The organism is Kitasatospora mediocidica KCTC 9733, from assembly GCF_000744225.1.
Lineage (GTDB): Bacteria > Actinomycetota > Actinomycetes > Streptomycetales > Streptomycetaceae > Kitasatospora > Kitasatospora mediocidica.
On sequence record NZ_JQLN01000007.1, the window covers coordinates 992314 to 1014085 of the forward strand.

The 21772-nt window shown below is 71.1% G+C and carries 18 protein-coding genes and 1 pseudogene; 2 read left to right on the plus strand and 17 right to left on the minus strand.

Annotation, left to right across the window (positions count from 1 at the left end; translation table 11 throughout):
- Positions 1-350 precede the first annotated feature (350 nt).
- The 4 genes and pseudogenes from BS80_RS34640 to BS80_RS34655 all read right to left on the minus strand — a co-directional run bounded on the left by BS80_RS34640 (position 351) and on the right by BS80_RS34655 (position 5045).
- The gene (locus tag BS80_RS34640; RefSeq protein WP_157536760.1) at positions 351-626 is read right to left on the minus strand and encodes a hypothetical protein; all 276 of its coding nucleotides are present in this window, start codon (positions 624-626) and stop codon (positions 351-353) included.
- 138 nt (positions 627-764) lie between these two features.
- Positions 765-1346 (minus strand): annotated as a pseudogene (locus tag BS80_RS34645) (dienelactone hydrolase family protein); the annotation flags it as partial.
- Positions 1347-1404: 58 nt separating this feature from the next.
- Entirely contained in the window at positions 1405-2265 is an 861-nt protein-coding gene (locus BS80_RS34650; protein ID WP_035805486.1) for an ABC transporter permease, read from the minus strand.
- Positions 2262-5045, minus strand: coding sequence for an alpha/beta fold hydrolase (locus tag BS80_RS34655; protein WP_035805489.1), 2784 nt, complete (start codon positions 5043-5045; stop codon positions 2262-2264). The genes BS80_RS34650 and BS80_RS34655 overlap by 4 nt, the downstream gene beginning before the upstream one ends.
- 99 nt (positions 5046-5144) lie before the next feature.
- On the opposite strand from BS80_RS34655, the gene BS80_RS34660 reads away from it, so the two are divergent.
- Positions 5145-6164: a mechanosensitive ion channel family protein gene (locus tag BS80_RS34660; RefSeq protein ID WP_051967587.1), complete on the plus strand. Its 1020-nt coding sequence runs from the start codon at positions 5145-5147 to the stop codon at positions 6162-6164.
- 6 nt (positions 6165-6170) lie between these two features.
- On the opposite strand, the gene BS80_RS34665 is transcribed toward BS80_RS34660, so the two are convergent.
- The 5 genes from BS80_RS34665 to BS80_RS34685 form a co-directional block, all read right to left on the minus strand.
- Entirely contained in the window at positions 6171-6674 is a 504-nt protein-coding gene (locus BS80_RS34665) for an LURP-one-related/scramblase family protein (protein ID WP_035805494.1), read from the minus strand.
- 82 nt (positions 6675-6756) lie between these two features.
- Positions 6757-7209 carry a GNAT family N-acetyltransferase gene (locus BS80_RS34670; RefSeq protein ID WP_035805496.1) on the minus strand — a complete coding sequence of 151 codons (453 nt, stop codon included), beginning with the start codon at positions 7207-7209 and terminating at the stop codon, positions 6757-6759.
- Positions 7209-8147, minus strand: coding sequence for an RluA family pseudouridine synthase (locus BS80_RS34675; protein WP_035805498.1), 939 nt, complete (start codon positions 8145-8147; stop codon positions 7209-7211). The genes BS80_RS34670 and BS80_RS34675 overlap by 1 nt, the downstream gene beginning before the upstream one ends.
- Before the next feature lie 23 nt (positions 8148-8170).
- A complete protein-coding gene (gene lspA, locus BS80_RS34680) occupies positions 8171-8872 on the minus strand; it encodes a signal peptidase II (RefSeq protein ID WP_083975696.1) in 702 nt (233 codons plus the stop codon).
- 75 nt (positions 8873-8947) lie between these two features.
- A complete protein-coding gene (locus tag BS80_RS34685; RefSeq protein WP_332262219.1) occupies positions 8948-9463 on the minus strand; it encodes a TraR/DksA family transcriptional regulator in 516 nt (171 codons plus the stop codon).
- A gap of 610 nt (positions 9464-10073) precedes the next feature.
- Between BS80_RS34685 and ileS the strand changes: the two genes are divergently transcribed.
- Complete coding sequence (gene ileS / locus BS80_RS34690) at positions 10074-13202, plus strand: isoleucine--tRNA ligase (protein WP_035805500.1); 3129 nt, start codon at positions 10074-10076, stop codon at positions 13200-13202.
- Between the two features lie 128 nt (positions 13203-13330).
- Here the strand turns inward: ileS and BS80_RS34695 are convergent, their stop codons facing one another.
- The 8 genes from BS80_RS34695 to ftsW all read right to left on the minus strand — a co-directional run bounded on the left by BS80_RS34695 (position 13331) and on the right by ftsW (position 21756).
- Positions 13331-14755, minus strand: a complete 1425-nt coding sequence (locus tag BS80_RS34695) for a DivIVA domain-containing protein (protein WP_035805503.1) — start codon at positions 14753-14755, stop codon at positions 13331-13333.
- 49 nt (positions 14756-14804) lie between these two features.
- Positions 14805-15095, minus strand: a complete 291-nt coding sequence (locus tag BS80_RS34700) for a YggT family protein (RefSeq protein WP_035805505.1) — start codon at positions 15093-15095, stop codon at positions 14805-14807.
- Between the two features lie 86 nt (positions 15096-15181).
- The gene (locus BS80_RS34705) at positions 15182-15778 is read right to left on the minus strand and encodes a cell division protein SepF (protein WP_035805507.1); all 597 of its coding nucleotides are present in this window, start codon (positions 15776-15778) and stop codon (positions 15182-15184) included.
- Positions 15779-16034: 256 nt separating this feature from the next.
- Entirely contained in the window at positions 16035-16787 is a 753-nt protein-coding gene (locus BS80_RS34710) for a YggS family pyridoxal phosphate-dependent enzyme (protein WP_035805509.1), read from the minus strand.
- Between the two features lie 150 nt (positions 16788-16937).
- Positions 16938-18137: a cell division protein FtsZ gene (gene ftsZ, locus BS80_RS34715; RefSeq protein WP_035805512.1), complete on the minus strand. Its 1200-nt coding sequence runs from the start codon at positions 18135-18137 to the stop codon at positions 16938-16940.
- A 387-nt stretch (positions 18138-18524) separates the two neighbouring features.
- A complete protein-coding gene (locus BS80_RS34720) occupies positions 18525-19280 on the minus strand; it encodes a cell division protein FtsQ/DivIB (RefSeq protein WP_051967588.1) in 756 nt (251 codons plus the stop codon).
- Positions 19273-20379: an undecaprenyldiphospho-muramoylpentapeptide beta-N-acetylglucosaminyltransferase gene (gene murG, locus BS80_RS34725; protein WP_035805515.1), complete on the minus strand. Its 1107-nt coding sequence runs from the start codon at positions 20377-20379 to the stop codon at positions 19273-19275. Before murG ends, BS80_RS34720 begins: the two co-directional genes overlap by 8 nt.
- A gap of 6 nt (positions 20380-20385) precedes the next feature.
- Positions 20386-21756: a putative lipid II flippase FtsW gene (ftsW, locus tag BS80_RS34730; protein WP_157536761.1), complete on the minus strand. Its 1371-nt coding sequence runs from the start codon at positions 21754-21756 to the stop codon at positions 20386-20388.
- Positions 21757-21772: the final 16 nt, after the last annotated feature.

A 21772-nucleotide genomic window follows, 5' to 3' on the forward strand; every position in this document is an offset into this window, starting at 1 on the left:
GCCCCGGCGGCCTGCCGGGCCTGTCGGTGCTGCTGATCGCGGACCTGGTCCTCGAACTGGCCATCCTCGGCTACGACCTGAACCAGAAGGGCGCGGCCTACCTGACCACGGCGGCCGGCTTCACCTACTCGACCTTCGCGAACGGGCCGGTGGGCTTCTTCGGCTCCGACTTCGCGGCCTGCGTGGCACTGATCACCATGATCATCGCGGGGTTCGGCGGGCGCGGCTGGATCCGGCCCGCCGGGGCGCTGCTGCTGTCGGTGAACGCCTACGGGATGGTCCAGGTGATCAGCGCTCAGTTCACCGGCTACGCCCACACCGAGGAGTCCTTCACCAAGCCGACCAGCAACCTACTGCTCAACCTGGACGTGATCGCCCAGATGCTGCTGGCGCTGGCCTTCGTGATCGTGGTCGCCGCGACCCGCGGCCCGGCCCGCACCGCCCGGCCGGCCTTCGTCCCCGGCCAGCCGGGCGCCTACCAGGGCTGGCAGCAGCCGCAGTTCGGCGCGACCCCGCAGCAGCAGCCGGTCGGCTACCCCGCCCCGCAGCAGCAGCAGCAGCCGCAACCGCCCGTCGGCTACCCCACCCCGCAGCAGCAACAGCAGCCCGCTGCCTTCCCGCAGCAACCGCCCCAGCCGCCGCAGCCCGGCTACGCCCCGCCGCCGCCCCCTCGGCACCCCCGCAGCAGCAGCCGCAGCAGCAGCAGCCCGGCTACGGCTACCCGGCCGCCCCCACCGACGCCCCGCCGGCGCCTTAGACCGCTCTCAGTCCAGCTCCGCCAGGAAGTCGAGCGCCGCGGCCCAGGTCAGCTCGGCCGCCTCGGCGTCGTAGTCCGGCAGCTCGGGGTCGGTGAAGAGGTGGCCCGCGCCGCGGTAGCGGTGCACCTCCACGTCCGCACCGGCCCTGCGCAGCTGCAGGTACCAGGTGTTCAGCCAGTCCTCGCTCTCGTACAGGTCCGGCTCGGCCACGTGCAGCTGGACCGGCACCGAGGTGGTCGCGTCCTCCCGCACGTCCGAGGTGCCGTGCAGGAGCAGCAGGCCCTGGGCGTTCTCGTCCGCGAGCGCCAGGTTCTGCGCCAGCGCGCCTCCGAGCGAGAAGCCCGCGTAGACCAGCCGCCCGCCGTCGGCCAGCAGCGGACCGACCTCGGTGACGGCCCGGCGCAGCAGCTCGTCGGTGCCGACCTCATCGTGGTAGGCCATGCCCTCGTCGAGGTCGTCGTAGACCCGGCCGTAGTAGACATCCGGCACCTTCACCTGGTGGCCGGCCGCCCGCAGCCGGTCGGCTGCGGCGTGCACCGCCGGGCGCAGGCCGTAGGCGGAGTGGAAGAGGACGATCTGGGCCACCGGGTGCTCCTGGGGTGTTCAACGACGTGTACCCCCTCATGATCTCAGGAGACGGCTGATCTCAGGAGACGACGTCCTTGCGGGCGAAGCCCCGGACCGCCAGCGCCAGAAGGATCACCGAGTACGAGAGCGAGAGCGTCACGCCCTGGATCATGCCGCCCCACTCCAGGTGCGGCTGCAGCGCGTCCGCCCAGGCGTACTGCCAGTGCGCCGGCAGCCACTCGCGCAGGCCGCCCAGCGCCGTGATGGCGTCCAGCACCCCGGTGACGATCGAGATGAAGACCGCCCCGCCCACCGCGCCGAGCGGCGCGTCGGTCGCCGTCGAGAGGTAGAACGCCAGCGCGCCCACCACCAGCTCGCCCAGGAAGACGAATGCGACGGCGATCGCCAGGCGCGGCAGCGCGGTGGCGGCGGGCAGGCTGTCGCCGGTGGGCAGCCGCAGGTCGCCCCAGCCGTACGCCGCCGTGCCCACCGCCAGGCCGACCAGCGGCAGCAGCACGATCGCGGCGGCCGAGAAGAGCAGTCCGACGGTGAACTTGCGGATCAGCAGCCTGGTACGCGGCACGGGCGCGGCCAGCAGGTAGCGCAGCGAGGACCAGCTGGCCTCCGCCGCCACGGTGTCCCCGCAGAACAGCGCGACCGGGATGACCAGCAGGAACCCGGTGCCCATGAAGAGCATGGTGGCCGCGAAGTTGGGCCCCGAGGCGGTCGCCAGGTCGATGAAGGTGGTCTGGCCCGGCCGGCTCGGGGTCCCGCCGATCTGGAACGCCACCAGCACCACGAACGGCAGGGCGAGCAGCACCGCCAGGATGATCAGCGTCCGGCGCCGCCGCAGCTGGCGCAGCGCCTCGGTGCGCAGCGGCAGCGTGCGGTGCGGGCTGTAGCCGGCCGCGCGGTCGGTCTCGACAACGGGAACGCTCACGCTGAGCCTCCGATCAGGGAGAGGAAGGCGTCCTCCAGGCGGCGGTGCGGACCGGCCCGCTCCACGGGGATGCCGAGCCGGACGAGTTCGGCCACCAGCTCGCTGGCCGCCATGCCGTCCAGCCGGATCAGCAGCCCGTGCCCGGCCACCTCGGCGGCGCCGACCCCGGGCAGCGTCGCGGCCTTGCCGGCCGCGGCCGTCAGCTCCTCCAGGCCGTACGAGGCGGGTGTGCCGACCAGCAGCAGTTCGCCCGCGCCGACGATCTCCTCGACCGCGCCCGCGCTGACCAGCCGCCCGCGGTCCATCACCACCAGATGGGTGCAGCTCTGCTCGACCTCGGAGAGCAGGTGGCTGGAGACGATGACGGTCCGGCCGGCCGCCGCGTAGCGGATCAGCACCTCGCGCATCTCGCGGATCTGCGGTGGGTCGAGCCCGTTGGTCGGCTCGTCCAGGATCAGCAGGTCGGGCAGGCCCAGCATCGCCTGGGCGATCGCGAGGCGCTGGCGCATGCCCTGCGAGTAGGTGCGCACGGCCCGGTCCAGCGCCTCGCCGAGGTCGGCGATCACCAGCGCCTCGTCCAGGTGGGCGTCCTCGGCCGGGCGGCCGGTGGCCTGCCAGTAGAGCTTGAGGTTGGCCCGTCCGGTCAGGTGCGGCAGGAAGCCGGCGCCCTCGACGAACGCGCCGACCCGGGAGAGCACCGGCGCACCGGCCCGCACCGGGTGGCCGAAGATCCGCACCTCCCCGGCGTCCGGCCGGATCAGGCCCATCAGCATCCGCAGCGTGGTGGTCTTGCCGGCGCCGTTGGGCCCGAGCAGTCCGAGCACCTGGCCCGCCTCCACCCGGAAGCCCAGCTCCCGGACGGCGTAGCGGTCGGTGGCGCCCTTGTAGCGCTTGCTCAGGCCGGTGATCTGCAGGGGCACGCCGAGCAGCTCCGGGTCGGCGGCGAGGTCCCGGCGGCGCCGGCCGAGCGGGCGCAGCAGCGGGAGCAGCAGCAGCGCGGCGGCCACCAGGGCGACCAGCGGCAGCACCCAGGTCCGCGCGGGCAGCGGGGTGGCCTCGGTGTGCAGCTCGGCCACCGTCGGCACGGTGAGCGGCCCGGCCACCGCGGCCTGGTAGGTCGCGGGCTGCACGGGCGAGGCGTAGGCGAGGTCGGTGCTGGCCAGCACCAGGCCCAGCCGGTGCCCGGCGGCGAAGGAGTGGTCGACGGCGGGCAGCGAGATCCGCACCGTCCGGCCGCCCGGCACGTCAGCGCCGGTGACCCGCAGCGGCGCGGCGAGTTGCTGCGGCAGGGTGCGCTTGCCGTCCGGCCCCAGGTCGTAGAGCTTGCCGAAGAGCACGGCGTCCGGCTGGTCGGCGTGCACCTGGACGGAGATCTGCGGGCTGCCGGTCAGTTGCAGCGGGGTGGCCAGCGGCGCGGAGTCGAACTCGGCGTACTGGCCGGGGAAGTCGAGCGAGAGGCCGACGCCCAGCGTGGCGGCCTGCGAGAGCGCGCCGAGGCCGGGCACCGTGGAGATGGCCGGCGGGGCGCCGCCGGGCGGGTTGGCGAAGGTCTGCCGGCCGCCCGTCAGGTCGACCGAGCGCGACCCGGTGCCGTTCAGTCCGGGGTAGCTGTTCGCGTCGGCGCCGCGCAGCACGGCCTGGAAGCCGGTGGAGTCCACTCCCCCGGTCCGGGTGACCCGGAAGGCCGGTCCGGTGCCGGTGTCCTGCTTCTTCAGGTAGTGGTCGAACCAGGCCCCGACGCGGGCGTCCACCCGGTCGCTGGTCTCGGTCCCGCCGTCGTGCCCGCCGGCGAACCAGTCGACGGCGACCGGCGCGCCGTTGGCGGCGACCGCCTTGGCGATGTCGTCGCCCTGGTCCAGCGGGAAGAGCGAGTCCTGTTCACCCTGGACCACCAGGGTCGGCACCTTCAGCTTCGCCGCCACCGAGGACGGGCTCGACTGCTCCAGCAGCGCGATCGCCGCCGGGTCGGCGTGTCCGGAGGTGGCCACCCGGTTGTACATGGCGCAGAGTTCGGCGGTGAAGCTCCCGCAGCCCACCGGGCCGGTCCCGGTGGTCACCGCTGGCGCCGGCTTGCCGGTGGTGGAGGCGGTCAGGTCGCCGGCCGAACCGGTGGTGAAGAAGATTCCGGCCCAGAGTTTCTTGAACACCCCGTCCTCGGCCGAGCCGCCCTGGACGCCCTGCGGGAAGAGCGCGTCCGCCAGGTTCCACCAGGTGATCCGGGTGGCGACGGCGTCGATCCGCGGGTCGGCCGCGGCGGCCAGCAGCGAGATGGCCCCGCCGTACGAGGCGCCGGTGATGCCGACCCGGGGGTCGCCGGGTCCGTCCAGCTGGACCTCCGGGCGCTGGGCCAGCCAGTCGACCAGGTGCCTGACGTCCTGAACCTCGCGGTCCGGCGCGTTGAGCCCGATCTGCCCGGTGGAGTGCCCGAAGCCGCGCGCCGACCAAGTCAGCACCGCGTACCCGGACCGCGCGAGACTGCGCGCCTCCCCGGCCTCGTCCGCCTTGCTCCCGCCGAAGCCGTGCGCGAGCAGGATCGCCGGGCGCGGGGTGCTGCCAGTGGTGAAGAACGAGGTGTCGATGGACACCTGGGCCGCGCTGCCGGGGGTCTCGGGCATCGACAGGAACCGGTCCTCCTCGCGCACCGGCGCCGGCTGGCCCGCCACGGCCACCGCCGTGCCCAGCCCAACGACCACCAGTAGCGCGACCAACGCCGCCACCACCCGCCGGCGCGTCGGCCTGCCGCACTCACGCCAACGACGCCAAGGGCCACCCAGGTTCATGGATAGCGACCCTACCCGTCGAACCTGAGTACACGCCAAGCCCCGGACGAAGCATCACCAATCACCCGAAACCGTCGGCTGTCCCCCTATCGTGATCCCGTGCTCTGGCCGCTGCTCACCCTGCTCGCCGTCGTCGCCGTCACGCTGGCCGTCGGCTGGCTGGTCGATCAGGCCTTGCAGCGGGCCGCGGCCCGGCGCCCCGACGCGCGCGTCTGGGCGCTGCTGCGGCGCTGCCGGGTGCCGCTGCAACTGGTGGTCGCCGTCGCCCTGCTGATGGCCGCCCGGCTGCCGTCCCGGCTGCTGGACCTGCCCGACCGGGACTTCCAGCACGCTCTGCTGCTGGTGCTGATCGCCGCGCTCGGCTGGCTGGCCGTCAGGATCACCGCCGCACTGCTGGAGGCGGTGCTCAGCCGCTACGAGACGACGGCCGGCGATCCTGCCCGCCTGCAACGCGTGCACACCCGGATCAGCATGCTGCGCCGGATGACCAGTGCGCTGATCGTGGTGGTCACGCTGGCGGTCATGCTGCTCACCTTCGAGGCGATGCGCACGGTCGGCGCCAGCCTGCTGGCCTCGGCCGGGCTGATCGGCGTGGTCGCGGGCATCGCCGCGCAGAGCACGCTGGGCAACTTCTTCGCCGGGCTGCAGATCGCCTTCGGCGACACGGTGCGGATCGGCGACACCGTGGTCGTCGAGGGGCAGCAGGGCGAGGTGGAGGAGATCACCCTCACCTACCTGGTGGTGCGGCTCTGGGACTACCGGCGGCTGATCGTGCCGGTCTCGTACTTCGTCAGCAAGCCGTTCGAGAACTGGACCCGCAAGGACCCCGGCCTGCTGGCGGTCGTCCTGCTGCACCTGGACCACACCACGCCGATGCCCGAACTGCGCGAACGGCTGCACGAGTCCCTGGCGGGCAGCGCGCACTGGGACGGCGACGAATGGGCGCTGCGGGTCGTCGACAGCACGCCGAGCACGGTCGTGGTGCGGGCGACGATGACCGCCCGCAGTCCCCAGGAGACCTTCCTGCTGCGCTGCCAGGTCCGCGAGGACCTGCTGGCCTTCCTGCGGGACGAGCATCCGGGCGCGCTCCCCCGGATCCGCACCGGCGAGGGCCGTTGAGCGCGGTCAGAAGTTGGTGAGCCGCTCGCCCTTGCGGTCCTGCAGGGTGTGGTCCACGCAGACCGCCAGGATCACCAGCAACAGGGCGTCCTGCTGGCTCATCACGTCGACCGCGTAGCAGTCCCGGAGGCTGAACCAGCGCCGGGATATGTGCGCGAGCGTGCTGCCCTCGTGCTGGATGTCGAACTCGCGGTCCCAGAAGTTGCCGGCTATCCGCAGCCGGCGCCCGTCGCTGAGCTTGACCTTGAAGCGGTCGCCGAACAGCTTGAAGTTCTTCTTGCTGAACTTGGCCAGCACCTGACCGTCGTGCTTGATCAGGATGGTGTGGTGGAAGGTGAAGGCCTTCTTCACGATGCCGGCCACCACCGTGCCCCGGCCGTCCACGAAGGCGAAGGTGGTCCGCAGCCGGAAGAGCTTCTTGTTGACCCGGTAGAGCTTCTCGCGGTGCTCGCTCTCGATCCAGGCTTCCTCGTGAAACGCGAACATCCGGTCGCGCACCAGGTAGCGCATGGGGTCCCCCGTCCAGGTCAGTGGCGTCGTGCCGCCCCAGAGCGTAGTGGGGACGGCCGACGGACCGGACGGGGGGACCTGCTCAGAAGCTCTTCACCATGGTGCGGTGGGGGATGCCCGCGTCCTGGTAGACCGGGCCCTCGGCCGCGTAGCCGAGTCGTTCGTAGAAGCCCAGTGCCTGCACCTGGGCGTGCAGCTCGCACTGACGGGCGCCGCGCTCGCGGCCGGCCCGCTCGACGGCCCGCACCAGGTCCGCGCCCAGCCCGGTGCCCCGGGCGCGCTTGACGACCGCGAGCCGCCCGAGCAGCACCCGTCCCTCGACGCCGGTGAGCGCCAGCGCCTCGGCGCCGCTGATCAACCGGGCCGTGCCGAGCGGCACGCCGTCCTCGCCGAGCGCCAGCAGGTGCAGCGAGGTGGCGTCGAGATCGTCGTACTCGAGCTCGGCCGGCACGCCCTGCTCCTCGACGAAGACCTCCAGCCGCACCCGGCGGGCCAGCTCGAGCTCCGCCTCGGTGGAGACGACCGCGATCGGCATCAGCTCTCCGCGGAGATCACGTCGAGGGCCTTCTGCAGGTCGGCCGCGTAGTCGCTGGTGAACTGCACCCACTCACCGTCCGCCGGGTGCTCGAAGGCCAGCGAGACCGCGTGCAGCCACTGCCGGGTCAGGCCCAGGCGCTTGGCGAGCGTCGGGTCGGCGCCGTAGGTGAGGTCACCGACGCAGGGGTGGCGCAGCGCCGACATGTGCACCCGGATCTGGTGGGTGCGGCCGGTCTCCAGCTTGACGTCCAGCAGCGAGGCGGCCCGGTAGGCCTCGATCAGGTCGTAGTGGGTGACCGACGGCTTTCCGGCCTGGGTGACCGCCCACTTCCAGTCGGAGCTGGGGTGGCGGCCGATCGGGGCGTCCACGGTGCCGCTCATCGGGTCCGGGTGGCCCTGGACCAGGGTGTGGTACTTCTTCTCGGTCACCCGGTCGTGGAACTGGCGCTTGAGGTCGGTGTAGGCGCGCTCCGACTTGGCGACGACCATCAGGCCCGAGGTGCCGACGTCCAGGCGGTGCACGATGCCCTGGCGCTCTGCGGCGCCCGAGGTGGAGATCCGGTAGCCGGCGGCCGCCAGGTGGCCGATCACGGTGGGGCCGGTCCAGCCGGGGCTGGGGTGCGCGGCGACGCCGACCGGCTTGTCGACCAGCACGATGTCCTGGTCGTCGTGGACGATGCGCATGCCCTCGACGAATTCGGGGACGATCTGCACCGGCGCGGCGGGCGCCGGGAGCTCGACCTCCATCCAGGAGCCGGCCATCACACGGTCGGACTTGCCGGCCAGGTCGCCGTCGATCCGGACCTTGCCCTCGGCGGCCAGCTCCGCGGCCTTGGTGCGGGAGAAGCCGAACATGCGGGCGAGGGCGGCGTCGAGACGCTCGCCCTCAAGGCCGTCCGGTACGGGAAGGGTGCGGATCTGCGCTGCGGTACTCACCCGTACGAGTATGCCGCAACGAGCTAGTCGGTCTTGGCCGACGGCTCGGACAGCTCGGCGGCCTCAGTGGGCTGGGTCGGCTGGGTCGGCTCCGCCGGCTCGGCGGGCTGCGCCGTCGACCGGGCGGCCGACTGCTGGTGCGTGGAGCCGTCCGGGTTGCTGCCGCGGAACGAGAGCAGCACCACCAGGATGCCGCCGCAGACGATCGCGGAGTCCGCGAGGTTGAAGACCGCGAAGTGCTGGACCGAGATGAAGTCCACCACGTGCCCGCGGAAGACCCCAGGCGCGCGGAACAGCCGGTCGGTGAGGTTGCCCAGCGCCCCGCCCAGCAGCAGGCCCAGGGCGATCGCCCAGGGCAGGCTGTAGAGCCGGCGGGAGATCCGCCAGATGACCACGATCACGGCGGCGGCGATCAGCGTGAAGACCACCGTCATGGTCTGGCCCATGCCGAAGGCGGCACCGGGGTTGCGGATCACCTGCAGGGTGACCACGTCGCTGACGATCCTGATCGGCGAGCGGCCCTCCAGCTTGGCCACCACGGTCAGCTTGCTGACCAGGTCGATCAGATAGGCACAGAACGCGACCGCGAAGAGCACGCCGACCCGGCGTCGGCGCAGCGCGGCCCGCGCGCCGTCCGCGGCGGTCGCTCCTGCTGCCTCGGCCGGGGCCGGCTCGTCCTGGGTCTGGGGGGAACCTGGGGTACTGATGATCCGCTCCGCTGCCATCTGGGGCCGACGTTACGGGGTCGAGCGTACGGCACGCGGTGTGCCGGGCCACCCAGCCCCGTCCCGTTGGAACCGTCAGCGGCGCTCCTGCTTGGCCTTGCAGGAGATGCACAGGGTGGCCCGCGGGAACGCCTGCAGCCGGGCCTTGCCGACCGCCTGCCCGCAGGACTCGCAGACACCGAAGCCGATGCCCTCCAGCCGGACCAGCGCGCGCTCGGTCTGGCTCAGCATGTCGCGGGCGTTGTTGGCGAGCGAGAGCTCGCTCTCCCGGCTGATGTTCTTCGTCCCGGCGTCCACCTGGTCGTCGCCGGCGCCGTCGTTGGAGTCGCGCATCAGGCCGGTCAGCGCGGCCTCGGAGGCGTCGATCTCGTCCCGCAGCCGGACCAGCTCGCTGTTGAGCTCGGCGTGCAGCTCGGCGACCTCCGGGGCGGTCCAGGACTCCTCGCCCGGGCGGACCGGCAGCTCGGCCGGGTCCACCGACTCCGCGCCGCCCGCCGCCGCCCGCGCGCCGCTGCCCGCGGGGGTGTGATGCCGGCTGGTGCCCGCGCCGCGTCCGGTAGTGGTGCTGGTCTTCCGCCGTGTCGTGGTCACGGAACCCTCCCCTGAGTCGCCTGCCACGGCCTTCCGGGGCCGCCTGGTGGCGATACCCGCGCCCGTTGCTTTCTCAGCCATGGCTTCGACCCCATCTACGAATGACTCCGGCCAACGGTTCCCGTCGGCCTCTGGTGCCGGAACGATAATCCTGATCGAATCCGGTCACAACGGGACATACCGACGCCTCGCAGTGATGACACCCGGGCAGCCGCCGACGGTGGCGGGTGCCCGGGCATTGACAAACCGACATTGACAGGGTTGTGCCCAGATCGTCACTCCCTAACCCCCCGGCGTGGCCGGGCGCCGGCGGCACAATCGGGTTGCCACCGGTCTGTAGACTGAGCCCGCAAGGCGCAGATGGGACGAGTACCGACGTACGCAGCCAGCAGCGACCCGGGGATGGTGCGAGCCCGGGGGTGTGCGCGGCGGGAAGATCACCCGGAGCCGCCGGAAGAACGGCCCCCCGGCCCAGTAGACCCGGCAGCAAACCCAAGGAGTGGGCCGTCCGAGGTTGGACGGCCAAGGAGGGTGGTACCGCGGGACGGCAAGCCGTCTCGTCCCTCCGTCGGAAGCCAGTCCACGCATCCGTCGGAGGTTGACGCCCCGCATGAACAGCTACAACGCCGTACCGGCCCAGGTAGACCTGCCGGCCATGGAGTACCAGATCCTCAGCTTCTGGGAGGACCAGAAGGTCTTCCAGCGCAGCCTGGAGCAGTCCCAGGGCCGCCCGGAGTGGGTCTTCTACGAGGGCCCGCCGACCGCCAACGGGATGCCCGGCGCCCACCACATCGAGGCCCGCGTCTTCAAGGACGTCTTCCCGCGCTACCGGACGATGAAGGGCTACCACGTCGCCCGCAAGGCCGGCTGGGACTGCCACGGCCTGCCGGTCGAGCTGGCCGTCGAGAAGGAGCTGGGCTTCTCCGGCAAGCCGGAGATCGAGAACTACGGCATCGCCGAGTTCAACGCCAAGTGCCGCGAGTCGGTCACCCGGCACACCGACGCCTTCACCGAGCTGACCCAGCGGATGGGCTACTGGGTCGACCTCGACCAGGCCTACCGGACCATGGACCCGTCCTACATCGAGTCCGTCTGGTGGTCGCTCAAGCAGATCTTCGAGAAGGGCCTGCTGGTCCAGGACCACCGGGTCGCCCCCTGGTGCCCGCGCTGTGGCACCGGCCTCTCCGACCACGAGCTGGCGCAGGGCTACGAGACCGTCGTCGACCCGTCCGTCTTCGTCCGCTTCCCGCTGACCGGCGGACCGCTGGCGGGCAACGCGGCACTCCTGGTCTGGACGACCACCCCGTGGACCCTGGTGTCCAACACCGCCGCCGCGGTCCACCCGGACGTCACCTACGTGGTCGCCACCGACGGCACCGAGCGCCTGGTCGTCGCCGAGCCGCTGGTCGGCAAGGCGCTCGGCGAGGGCTGGGAGACCACCGGCGAGTCGTTCACCGGCGCCGAGATGGAGCGCTGGACCTACCGGCGCCCGTTCGACCTGGTCGCCATCGAGGACGCGCACTTCGTCCTGAACGCCGACTACGTCACCACCGAGGACGGCACCGGCATCGTCCACCAGGCGCCCGCCTTCGGCGCCGACGACCTCGCCACCTGCCGCAAGTACGGCCTGCCGGTGGTCAACCCGGTCGAGGCCGACGGCACCTTCTCGCCGGACGTCCCGATGGTCGGCGGCGTCTTCTTCAAGAAGGCCGACGAGCAGCTGGTGGCCGACCTGCAGGCCCGCGGCCTGCTCTTCCGGCACGTCCCGTACGAGCACAGCTACCCGCACTGCTGGCGCTGCCACACCGCGCTGCTCTACTACGCGCAGCCGTCCTGGTACCTGCGGACCACCCAGGTCAAGGACGCGATGATCCGGGAGAACGAGGCCACCAACTGGTTCCCGGACAACGTCAAGCACGGCCGGTTCGGCGACTGGCTGAACAACAACATCGACTGGGCGCTCTCGCGTAACCGCTACTGGGGCACCCCGCTGCCGATCTGGCGCTGCGAGGAGAACCACCTCACCTGCGTGGGCTCGCTGGCCGAGCTGAGCGAGCTGACCGGCACCGACCAGAGCGGTCTGGACCCGCACCGCCCGTACATCGACGACGTCACCTTCGGCTGCCCCAGCTGCTCGGCGACCGCCGTCCGGGTGCCCGAGGTGATCGACGCCTGGTACGACGCCGGCTCGATGCCGTTCGCGCAGTACGGCTACCCGTACCAGAACAAGGAGCTGTTCGAGAGCCGCTACCCGGCCCAGTTCATCTCCGAGGCGATCGACCAGACCCGCGGCTGGTTCTACACGCTGATGGCGGTCGGGACCCTGGTGTTCGACAAGTCCTCCTACGAGAACGTCGTCTGCCTGGGCCACATCCTGGCCGAGGACGGCCGCAAGATGTCCAAGCACCTGGGCAACATCCTGCAGCCGATCCCGCTGATGGACCAGCACGGCGCCGACGCGGTGCGCTGGTTCATGGCGGCCGGCGGCTCGCCCTGGTCCGCGCGCCGGGTCGGGCACGGCACGATCCAGGAGGTGGTGCGCAAGACGCTGCTCACCTACTGGAACACCGTCGCCTTCCAGGCCCTGTACGCCCGCACCGCGAACTGGGCGCCGTCCGCGACCGACCCGCGCCCGGCCGACCGGCCGCAGCTGGACCGCTGGGTGCTCTCCGAGCTGAACACCCTGGTCCGCGAGACGGACGCGGCGCTGGAGGCCTACGACACCCAGCGCGCCGGCAAGCTGCTCTCCGGCTTCGTCGACGACCTCTCCAACTGGTACGTCCGGCGCGGGCGCCGGCGCTTCTGGCAGGGCGACGCGGCCGCGCTGGCCACCCTGCACGAGGCGCTGGAGACGGTCACCCGGCTGATGGCCCCGCTGACCCCGTTCATCACCGAGCGGGTCTGGCAGGACCTGGTCGTCCCGGTGGTCGCCGACGCGCCTGCCTCCGTCCACCTGGCCTCCTGGCCGGTGGCGGACGAGACGCTGATCGACACCGACCTCTCCCGGCACATGGCCCTGGTGCGCCGGCTGGTCGAGCTCGGCCGGGCCACCCGCGCCGAGTCCGGCGTCAAGACCCGCCAGCCGCTCTCCCGGGCGCTGATCGCCGCCCAGGGCTGGGAGGAACTGCCGGACGACCTGCGGGCGCAGATCGCCGAGGAGCTCAACGTCGTCGCGCTGGAGTCGCTGGCGACCGTGGGCGGCTCGCTGGTGGACACCACCGCCAAGGCGAACTTCCGCGCGCTGGGCAAGCGCTACGGCAAGGGCGTGCAGGACGTGGCGAAGGCCGTCGCCGCCGCCGACGCCGCGGTGCTCGCGGCCGAGCTGCGCGCCACCGGCGCCACCTCGGTGGAGTTCGACGGCGAGCGGATCGCGCTCTCCCCCGACGAGGTCGTCATCACCGAGACCCCGCGCGAGGGCTGGGCGGTGGCCAACGAGTCCGGCGCCACCGTCGCGCTCGACCTGCACATCACCCCCGAGCTCAAGCGCCTGGGCATCGCCCGCGACGCCATCCGGCAGATCCAGGAGGCCCGGAAGAACTCCGGCCTGGACGTCTCCGACCGGATCGTGCTGCGCTGGCAGTCGGCCACCGAGGAGACCGCCGCCGCGGTCACCGAGCACGCCGCCCTGGTCGCCGACGAGGTCCTCGCCCTGGACTTCGCCACCGGCCCGGCCGAGTGGGAGTCCGAGACCTTCACGGACGAGGGCCTGGCCCTGACCTTCCAGCTTCGCAAGGCGTAACCGGTACGGCTAGGGCCGCCCCTCGCAGCGCGCGAGGGGCGGCCTTTCGCCGTGTGCTCCCCGGAGGCGAACAGCAGTGCGCCCCCACCGCTCAGCGGTGGGGGCGCACTTCGTGCTGCGTGCGGAGACTAGTTGTCGCCGTCCTCGTCGATGAGGAAGCCGCGCATCGGGGCCGGGGCCTGCTGCATCGGCTGCATGGGCTGCGGCGGCTGCGGGCGGACCGAGGCCATCGGCTGGGTCATCCCGGCCGGGGCCATCTGCGGAGCACCGTTGCCCTGGCTGCCGAAGCCGCCCTGACCGTTGCCGCCGCCGAAGGACTGGTTCCCACCGAAGGACTGGTTGCCACCGAAGGAGGGCTGGCCACCACCGAACGACGGGCTGCTCATCGAGCCGGCACCGGACTGCGACATCGACGACGCGGCCGGCGGCAGCGAAGCGGTGGCGGGGATCCGCGGCGGGGCGAGCGAGTCGTCCGCCTGCGACTCCAGCTGGCGCAGCTGGGTCTCCAGGTAGGACTTCAGGCGGGTGCGGTACTCGCGCTCGAAGGCGCGCAGGTCCTCGACCTTGCGCTCCAGCGTGGCGCGGGCGGACTCCAGGGAGCCCATCGCCACGCGGTGCTTCTCCTGCGCGTCCCGCTCCAGGGCGTCGGCCTTGGCACGGGCGTCGCGCTCCAGACCCTCGGCGCGGCTGCGCGCCTCACCGACGATCTTGTTGGCCTCGGAACGGGCCTCGGAGATCGCCTGGTCGGCGGTCTGCTGCGCGAGTGCGAGGACGCGGGCGGCACTGTCGCCACCGGGACCCTGCTGCTGCATGGGGCCGCCGCCGAGCGGGCCGCCGAGCTGCTGACCCATCGGGCCGCCCATCGGGGCGAGCTGCTGCTGGCCGCCCATGGTGCCCATCTGCTGCTGGCCCATCTGACCCTGCATCGGGCCACCCTGGCCGGGCATCTGGCCCTGCATCGGGCCGCCCATCGGCTGCAGCATCTGGCCGCCCATCGGCTGCACCAGCTGCTGCTGGCCGCCCATGGTCTGGTGCTGCTGCTGCATCGGGTTGCCCTGGTGCTGCTGCATCTGGTTGCCCTGGCCGGGCATCTGCTGCTGCATCGGGTTGCCCTGGCCGGGCATCTGGCCCTGCATCGGGCCGCCCTGACCAGGCATCTGGCCCTGCTGCTGCATGGGGTTGCCCTGGCCGGGCGGAAGCTGCGGGGCACCGGACGGCAGGCCGAGCGGCTGGCCGCCCATCTGCTGCTGGTTGCCCATCTGCTGTCCCGGGCCCTGCTGGCCGGGGACCGGCGGGCCGGATATGGCAGCGGGAACGGGAGCACCGGGACGCTGGTCCTGGGGCTGCTCCTTGCGCATGTTCGCCTGGTTCTGCGCTGCGGCACGAGTCGCGGCGGCCAGCTTGGCGCGCAGGTCCTCGTTCTCGCGGAGCAGTCGGGTCAGCTCGGCTTCGACCTCGTCGAGGAAGGCATCGACCTCGTCCTCGTCATAGCCTTCACGCAACCGGACGGTCGTGAACTGCTTGTTCCGAACGTCCTCGGGGGTCAACGGCATCTCTTCACCTCAACGTGATCGTCGGCACACTGGCATCCTGCCGCATCGCTCACCACGGCAGACGCTGCACGAGCGAGATCAGGACATACACAATGATCATCAGTACGAAGAAGGACAGGTCGAGCGCCACGCCCCCGAGACGCAACGGCGGAATGAACCGCCGAAGAAGCTTCAGTGGTGGATCCGTGACAGTGTACGTGGCCTCCAGGACCACGACCACGGCCTTCCCGGGATGCCACGAACGGGCAAACTGGAAGACCCAGTCCATGACCAGGCGGAACAGCAGAATCACCAGGAAGACGGTCAGTGCGTAGTAGAGCACTGCCCCCACGATCCCCATCGGGTATCCCTCTCCAGGTTCATCCGGTGCTGCTTGCCGCTTGGTCACTCACTGTCAGACGTTCCACACATGACGTCGTGGCCGGGTCAGCTCTGGTTGAAGAACCCACCCTCGGCGATCCGTGCCTTGTCCTCCGCCGTGACATCGACGTTAGCAGGCGACAGCAGGAACACCTTCTGCGTCACTCGTTCAATGCTGCCGTGCAGACCGAAGACGAGTCCAGCCGCGAAGTCTACGAGCCGCTTCGCGTCGGTGTCGTCCATCTCGGTCAGATTCATGATCACCGGGGTCCCGCCGCGGAACTGTTCCCCGATGGTACGGGCCTCGTTGTAGGTCCGAGGGTGCAGCGTGGTGATGCGGTAGGACTCTCGCTCGTTCACGACCTTGGGCATGATCACCGGCGCGCTCTTCTCCAGGTTCTGACGGCGTTCGGGTGTGATGGACGACACGGGGGCCATCCTCGGCTCCTGCCGGATCGGCACCGCCGCCGGCACCGGCTGGGGCGCGATCGAGGCAACCTGCGCCGGGGGAGCCGCTGGTCGCGGGATGTCCTCGGTACGCCCGGTCCGGATCGGCTCGGGGTCCGTGTCGTAGTCGTCGTCCGGGTCGTAACCCTGACCGTCGTACGTCTCGTCCTCCACGAGGCCGAGGTAGACCGCCATCTTGCGCATTGCGCCGGCCATGCTCCTGTCCTCCGCTCTGTGGTGGATCAGCCCGTCACCGGCCAGACCCCGCAGTACCGGTACTCCTTCGAGTACGGTGGGAGCTGCGGGACCGCGGTCCGCTCACGGTCTGTCAGGCCGCAGCTACGTTCAGCCGACAATCTGTCAATCCGTGCGCGTGGCCGCGGACATACGATCCACGATTGGTTGGCATCCTCAGGACGAATCATTGTTTTGTCCTGATTTGTCCTGCAGTCTGATCTACTACCCGGTGACGTTACCCGAGCGGTGACCGCACTCCGAGCACCGCCGTACCGACGCGTACATGTGTCGCTCCGGCGGCCACGGCCTGCTCAAGGTCACCACTCATCCCTGCGGAAACCATCGTGGCAGCAGGATGGGTCGCGCGTACGGCGGTTGAGATTTCCGCCAGGCGCGTAAACGCGGCCGCGGGATCGCCGGCCAACGGACCGGCGAGCGGAGCGACCGTCATCACACCGTCCAGGCGCAGCCCGGGCGTGTCGGCGATGGCGTCGGCCAGCGCGAGCACGTCCTCGGGGGCGACCCCGGCCCGGCCCTCGCCCTCGCCCGCCTCCTTGTCCAGTGCCACCTGGACCAGGCAGCCCAGCTCCGGGCGTTCGGCCCGGAGTACGGCGCCGGAGAGTGCCTCGACCAGCCGCAGCCGGTCCACCGAGTGCACGTGGTCCGCGTAGCCGACCACCGAGCGCACCTTGTTGGTCTGCAGCTGGCCGACGAAGTGCCAGGTCAGCGGCAGGTCAGCACAGTCAGCCGCCTTGGGGGCGGCGTCCTGGTCGCGGTTCTCGGCCACCTCGCGGACTCCGAGGGAGGCCAGCAGCCGGGTGTCGGAGGCCGGGTAGGTCTTGGTGACCACGACCAGGGTCACCTCCGAGCGCGGCCGTCCGGCAGCCGCGCAGGCCGCGTCGATCCGGCGCTCCACGGCGTCGAGCCCGGAGCGCAGCTCGGCCAGCCGGCCCGCCGCCGGGAACTCCCGGTCCTGGTGGTTCGTCATCTTGTTCGGTTCCCAACTCACTACTCGTACCGGCGCGCGCATCACGCCAAGGTGCCCGCCCTCCGACACCTTCAGTGTCGAACGGCGGGCACCTTGGCCCTGCAAAAGTATTTCTTATGACCGCGAGCCGCGCTCCGTCGAGCCGGACTGCTACTTGAGGAAGTCCGGCACGTCGAGCTCCTCGGCCGCGCTCTCCACGTAGAGCGGCCGGGCCGGCTGCGCCTGCGGCGGGACCGGGGTCGGGGCGCTCTCGGCCTTCGCGGAGGAGTTGTTCTCCTCCGAACGGCCCGTCACCGAGCCCATGCCGCCGTACGGCCGGGTGGCCGGGCGCTCCGGGCGCTCGGGGGTGGCCGCCGCGGCCGGGGTCGACTTGACCACCGGGTCGCGGACGATGGCCGGCGGCTGGCCGCCGTCGAAGCCGGCGGCGATCACGGTGACCCGCACCTCGTCGCCGAGCGCGTCGTCGATGACCGCGCCGAAGATGATGTTGGCCTCGGGGTGCGCGGCCTCGCTGACCAGCTGCGCCGACTCGTTGATCTCGAAGAGACCGAGGTCGGAGCCGCCGGAGATGGAGAGCAGCACGCCGCGTGCGCCGTCGATCGAGGCCTCCAGGAGCGGCGAGGAGATGGCCATGATGGCCGCCGCCTTCGCGCGGTCCTCGCCCCTGGCCGAGCCGATCCCCATCAGGGCCGAGCCGGCGTCCGACATGACCGACTTCACGTCGGCGAAGTCGAGGTTGATCAGACCGGGCGTGGTGATCAGGTCGGTGATGCCCTGGACGCCCGAGAGCAGCACCTGGTCGGCGGAGCGGAACGCGTCCAGCACGCTGACCTGGCGGTCCGAGATGGACAGCAGCCGGTCGTTCGGAATGACGATGAGGGTGTCCACCTCCTCGCGCAGTCCGGCGATGCCGTCCTCGGCCTGGTTCGCCCGGCGGCGGCCCTCGAAGGTGAAGGGGCGGGTGACCACGCCGATGGTGAGCGCGCCGAGCGAACGGGCGATGTTGGCCACGACGGGAGCGCCACCGGTTCCGGTGCCGCCGCCCTCGCCGGCCGTCACGAAGACCATGTCGGCCCCCTTGAGGACCTCCTCGATCTCCTCGCGGTGGTCCTCGGCGGCCTTGCGGCCGACCTCGGGGTTGGCTCCGGCGCCGAGGCCCCGGGTGAGTTCACGGCCCACGTCGAGCTTGACGTCGGCGTCGCTCATCAGGAGGGCCTGCGCATCGGTGTTGATCGCGATGAACTCGACGCCCTTGAGACCGACCTCGATCATCCGGTTGATGGCGTTGACACCACCGCCGCCGATACCGACGACCTTGATGACTGCGAGGTAGTTCTGCGGTGCTGCCACGTCGAAGGCCTCTCGCCTCGAATTTCCGGGTCGGCTCCCAGGGGTCATGGAAACCGACGGATGTCGATGGGTGGGGAGCCCGGTTCCTGACTGAATGTCCGAAATGGAGACCGCCGACCCGAACCCTAAACTTGACGTTGAGGGTTCACACTGCATCGATACAAGATCACTGAAGACACATCAGATCACTGCCGGACACAGCCTGGTGACAGGACACTAAGTCGCGGCGGGCCCGTGTTCAACGAACACGCCCGAGCTTCCCTTTTTTCTTTTGAGCCTATGTGATCATCAACCGGCGACAAGAACCGGGGTAGCCACCCAGGGTCGGGGAATCACCGACGGCTAGTCAATGGTTCCCCCAAGGAGCAAAACCTACCTGATTTCGGATCAGCCCGAGATCGCCGGCGCATCAGGGGCGCTCACGTCGTAGGTGGCGGCCTTCTGGTGCAGCAGGGCGACCAGCACCTTCGCCTTGCGCGCGGTCAGTTCCGGGCTCCCCCAGCGCACCAGTCCCCCACCGGTGAGCTGGAGTTCGATGTCGTCATACGAACGAACCTGGAGCGAACCGGCCCGACCGGCCACCTCGGCCGGCAGTCCGGCGGCCACCTGGACCGCGCCCTTGACCAGATCGGCCTGCGAGAAGACCGTCGCGGCGTCCTGGGCGGAGGGGCTGAGCTGGAGCTGGACCACCGGAACGCCGGACGGCGGGGTCGGATCGGTGGCGAAGCTCACCCCGCCGGCGTCCACCTCGGTGAACCGTCCGTCCGCCTCCTTGACCGCGGCGACCGGTTGACGCTCGATGACTTTCACCCGAAGGGTGTGCGGCCAGCCCCGCCAGACCTCCACCTTGGCCACCCGGGGAATGCCCTGGACGCGGCGCTGGACCGCGTCCAGATCCACCTGGGCCAGCGGTCCGTGCTGGACGGCCCCTATGGCGTCGCGCACCTGGTCGACCGTCAACTTGTCGTCGTTGAGTCCCTGGATGGCCACAATCCGGACATCCAGGACGGAGGAGAAGAAGACCACCCAGCCGAGCAGGCCGAGAACGGCCGCACCCAGACCGCTGAGCACCAGGATCCCGCGCCGCGACAGACGCAGCCGGGGCCGGTAGTCCTCCTCGTCCTCCAGTGCGTCGTCAACCACGACGACGGCCGCCCCTGGCGGCTTCGATCGCCTCGTAGACCATGCCGACCAGCAGGTCGTCGGCGTCCCGGCGGCCGAACTCGGCGGCCGCCCGGCTCATGTCCCAGAGCCGCTGCGGGTCGGTCAGCACCGGCAGCACGTTGTGCAGCACCCAGTCGGTGGTCAGCTCGGCGTCGTCCACCAGCAGCCCGCCGCCGGCCTTCACCATCGGCTGGGCGTTCAGCCGCTGCTCGCCGTTGCCGATCGGCAGCGGCACGAAGGCGGCCGGCAGGCCGACCGCGGCCAGCTCGGCGACGGTCATCGCACCGGCCCGGCAGAGCATCAGGTCGGCCGCGGCGTAGGCGAGGTCCATCCGGTCCACGTAGGGCAGCGCGCGGTACGGCGGCATCCCGGGGATGTCGTCGATCTGCGGCAGCTCGTTCTTGGGGCCGACCGCGTGCAGGATCTGCACGCCGTACTGCTGGAGCCGGGGGGCGATCGCCTGGATCGTCTCGTTCAGCCGCCGGGCGCCCTGGGAGCCGCCGGAGACCAGCAGGGTGGGCAGGCGCTGGTCGAGGCCGAAGTAGGCCCGGGCCTCGGGACGGACCGCGTTGCGGTCCAGCGTCGCGATGGTGCGGCGCAGCGGGATGCCGATGTAGCGCGAGTCGCGCAGCTTGCTGTCCGGGGTGGAGACCGCGACGAAGTCGCTGTACCGGGCGCCGATCTTGTTGGCGAGGCCCGGACGGGCGTTGGCCTCGTGCACCACGATCGGGACCCCGGCGCGCTTGGCGGCCAGGTAGGCGGGCATCGCGACGTAGCCGCCGAAGCCGACCACGGCGTCCGCCTTGACCCGCTCGATGATCTCCTGGGCGGCCCGGACGGTGCCGCGCAGCCGGCCCGGGACGGTGATCAGCTCGGGGGTGGGCTTGCGGGGCAGCGGCACGGCCGGGATGAGCTCCAGGTGGTAACCGCGTTCGGGCACCAGCCGGGTCTCCAGGCCGCGCTCGGTGCCGAGCGCGGTGATGCCGATGCTGGGGTCGTGCCTGCGCAGCGCGTCCGCCAGCGCCATTGCAGGCTCGATGTGTCCGGCGGTGCCTCCGCCGGCGAGTACGACATGCACCGAAATTCACCGCTCCCTGCGCGGCGGCCGGCCGGCCGGGCGCGCTGTGGTTCGTCGTCGTGGCAGCACCCGGCGCAGACCTGTCCTGAACCGGGACTTCGAGCTCCTCGCGGCCAGGGCCGCCTTTGCCCCGGGCATGCTGCGTGCGAAGCAGAGCAGCATTCCCAGGGCGCACATGGCCGACAGCATGGCGGATCCCCCGTAGGAGAACAGCGGGAGGGGTACGCCCGCGATGGGCAGCAGACCCAGTGCCGACCCCAGGTTGATCATGGCCTGCGCCATGATCCACGTGGTGGCGGCTCCCGCGGCATACCTGACGAAGGCGTCCTTCGTGCCGATGGCCACTCGGATACCCGCATACCCTAGTGCCGCGAAGAGACCGATCACCGACAGCGTCCCCACCAGACCCAGTTCCTCACCGGTCGCGGCGAAGATGAAGTCGGTGTGCGCCTCCGGCAACTGGCCCCACTTCTCGAAGCCGGCGCCCAGTCCGGACCCGAACGGTCCGCCCAGGCCGAAGGCGTAGAGGCCGTGCAGGGCCTGGAAACAGTCGTGTCCCGGCACCGGTTTGGTGGTGCCGATACAGGCGAGGCGGTCCAGCCGGTGCGGAACCGTGATGATCAACGCGGTGCAGGCGACCACCGCGATGCCTAGCGTGGCGACGAAGAGCCGCAGCGGCGCCCCGACCATCCAGAGCAGCGCGAAGACCATGCCGACGAGGATCATGGAGGTGCCCATGTCGCCGCCGATCATGATCAGCAGGAGCAGCAGCAGCACCCCGGGCACCAGCGGGATCAGCAGGTGCTTCCACTGGTTGAGGGTCCCGGCCTTCTCCTTGCGGGCCAGCAGGTCGGCCCCCCAGAGCACCAGGGCGAGTTTGGCGAACTCCGAGGGCTGCACCTGGAAGAAGCCGAAGTTCAGCCAGTTCTGGTTGCCGTTGACCTCCATGCCGATGCCCGGGATGGCGACCAGCACCATCGCGGCCATCGCGCCCAGCATCACGGGGTAGGCCAGCACCCGGTGCACCGCGACCGGCACCCGGGCCGCCGCGACCATCAGCAGCGAGCCCAGCAGCACCGCGACCAGCTGCTTGCGGAAGTAGAAGAGCCCGGGCAGGCCCTGCCGGATCGCGGTGATGTTCGAGGAGGAGAAGACCATCACCAGCCCGAGCACCACCAGCAGCGCCATCGACCCGAGAATCAGGTAGTACGGCGTCAGCGGACGGTTCAGGGTGTAGCGGATCCGGCCACGCAGCGCGCGCAGCCGGCCGACCGGACCCTCGGACTTGAAGGTGGTGGTGGTCGCCGAGATGAACGGCAGCCGGGAGGGGCCGCGCTCCGGCGGGGCGGTGGTTTCCGCCTTGCTCTGACCCGCCACGGCGCCGCCCCTTCCC

Coding starts and splice junctions, on each gene's coding strand:
- BS80_RS34655 (WP_035805489.1), bottom strand. CDS start 5,045: ATGAACCTGGGTGGCCCTTGGCGTCGTTGGCGTGAGTGCGGCAGGCCG.
- BS80_RS34665 (WP_035805494.1), bottom strand. CDS start 6,674: ATGCGCTACCTGGTGCGCGACCGGATGTTCGCGTTTCACGAGGAAGCC.
- BS80_RS34670 (WP_035805496.1), bottom strand. CDS start 7,209: ATGCCGATCGCGGTCGTCTCCACCGAGGCGGAGCTCGAGCTGGCCCGC.
- lspA (WP_083975696.1), bottom strand. CDS start 8,872: ATGGCAGCGGAGCGGATCATCAGTACCCCAGGTTCCCCCCAGACCCAG.
- ileS (WP_035805500.1), top strand. CDS start 10,074: ATGAACAGCTACAACGCCGTACCGGCCCAGGTAGACCTGCCGGCCATG.
- BS80_RS34695 (WP_035805503.1), bottom strand. CDS start 14,755: ATGCCGTTGACCCCCGAGGACGTTCGGAACAAGCAGTTCACGACCGTC.
- BS80_RS34700 (WP_035805505.1), bottom strand. CDS start 15,095: ATGGGGATCGTGGGGGCAGTGCTCTACTACGCACTGACCGTCTTCCTG.
- BS80_RS34705 (WP_035805507.1), bottom strand. CDS start 15,778: ATGGCCGGCGCAATGCGCAAGATGGCGGTCTACCTCGGCCTCGTGGAG.
- BS80_RS34710 (WP_035805509.1), bottom strand. CDS start 16,787: ATGACGAACCACCAGGACCGGGAGTTCCCGGCGGCGGGCCGGCTGGCC.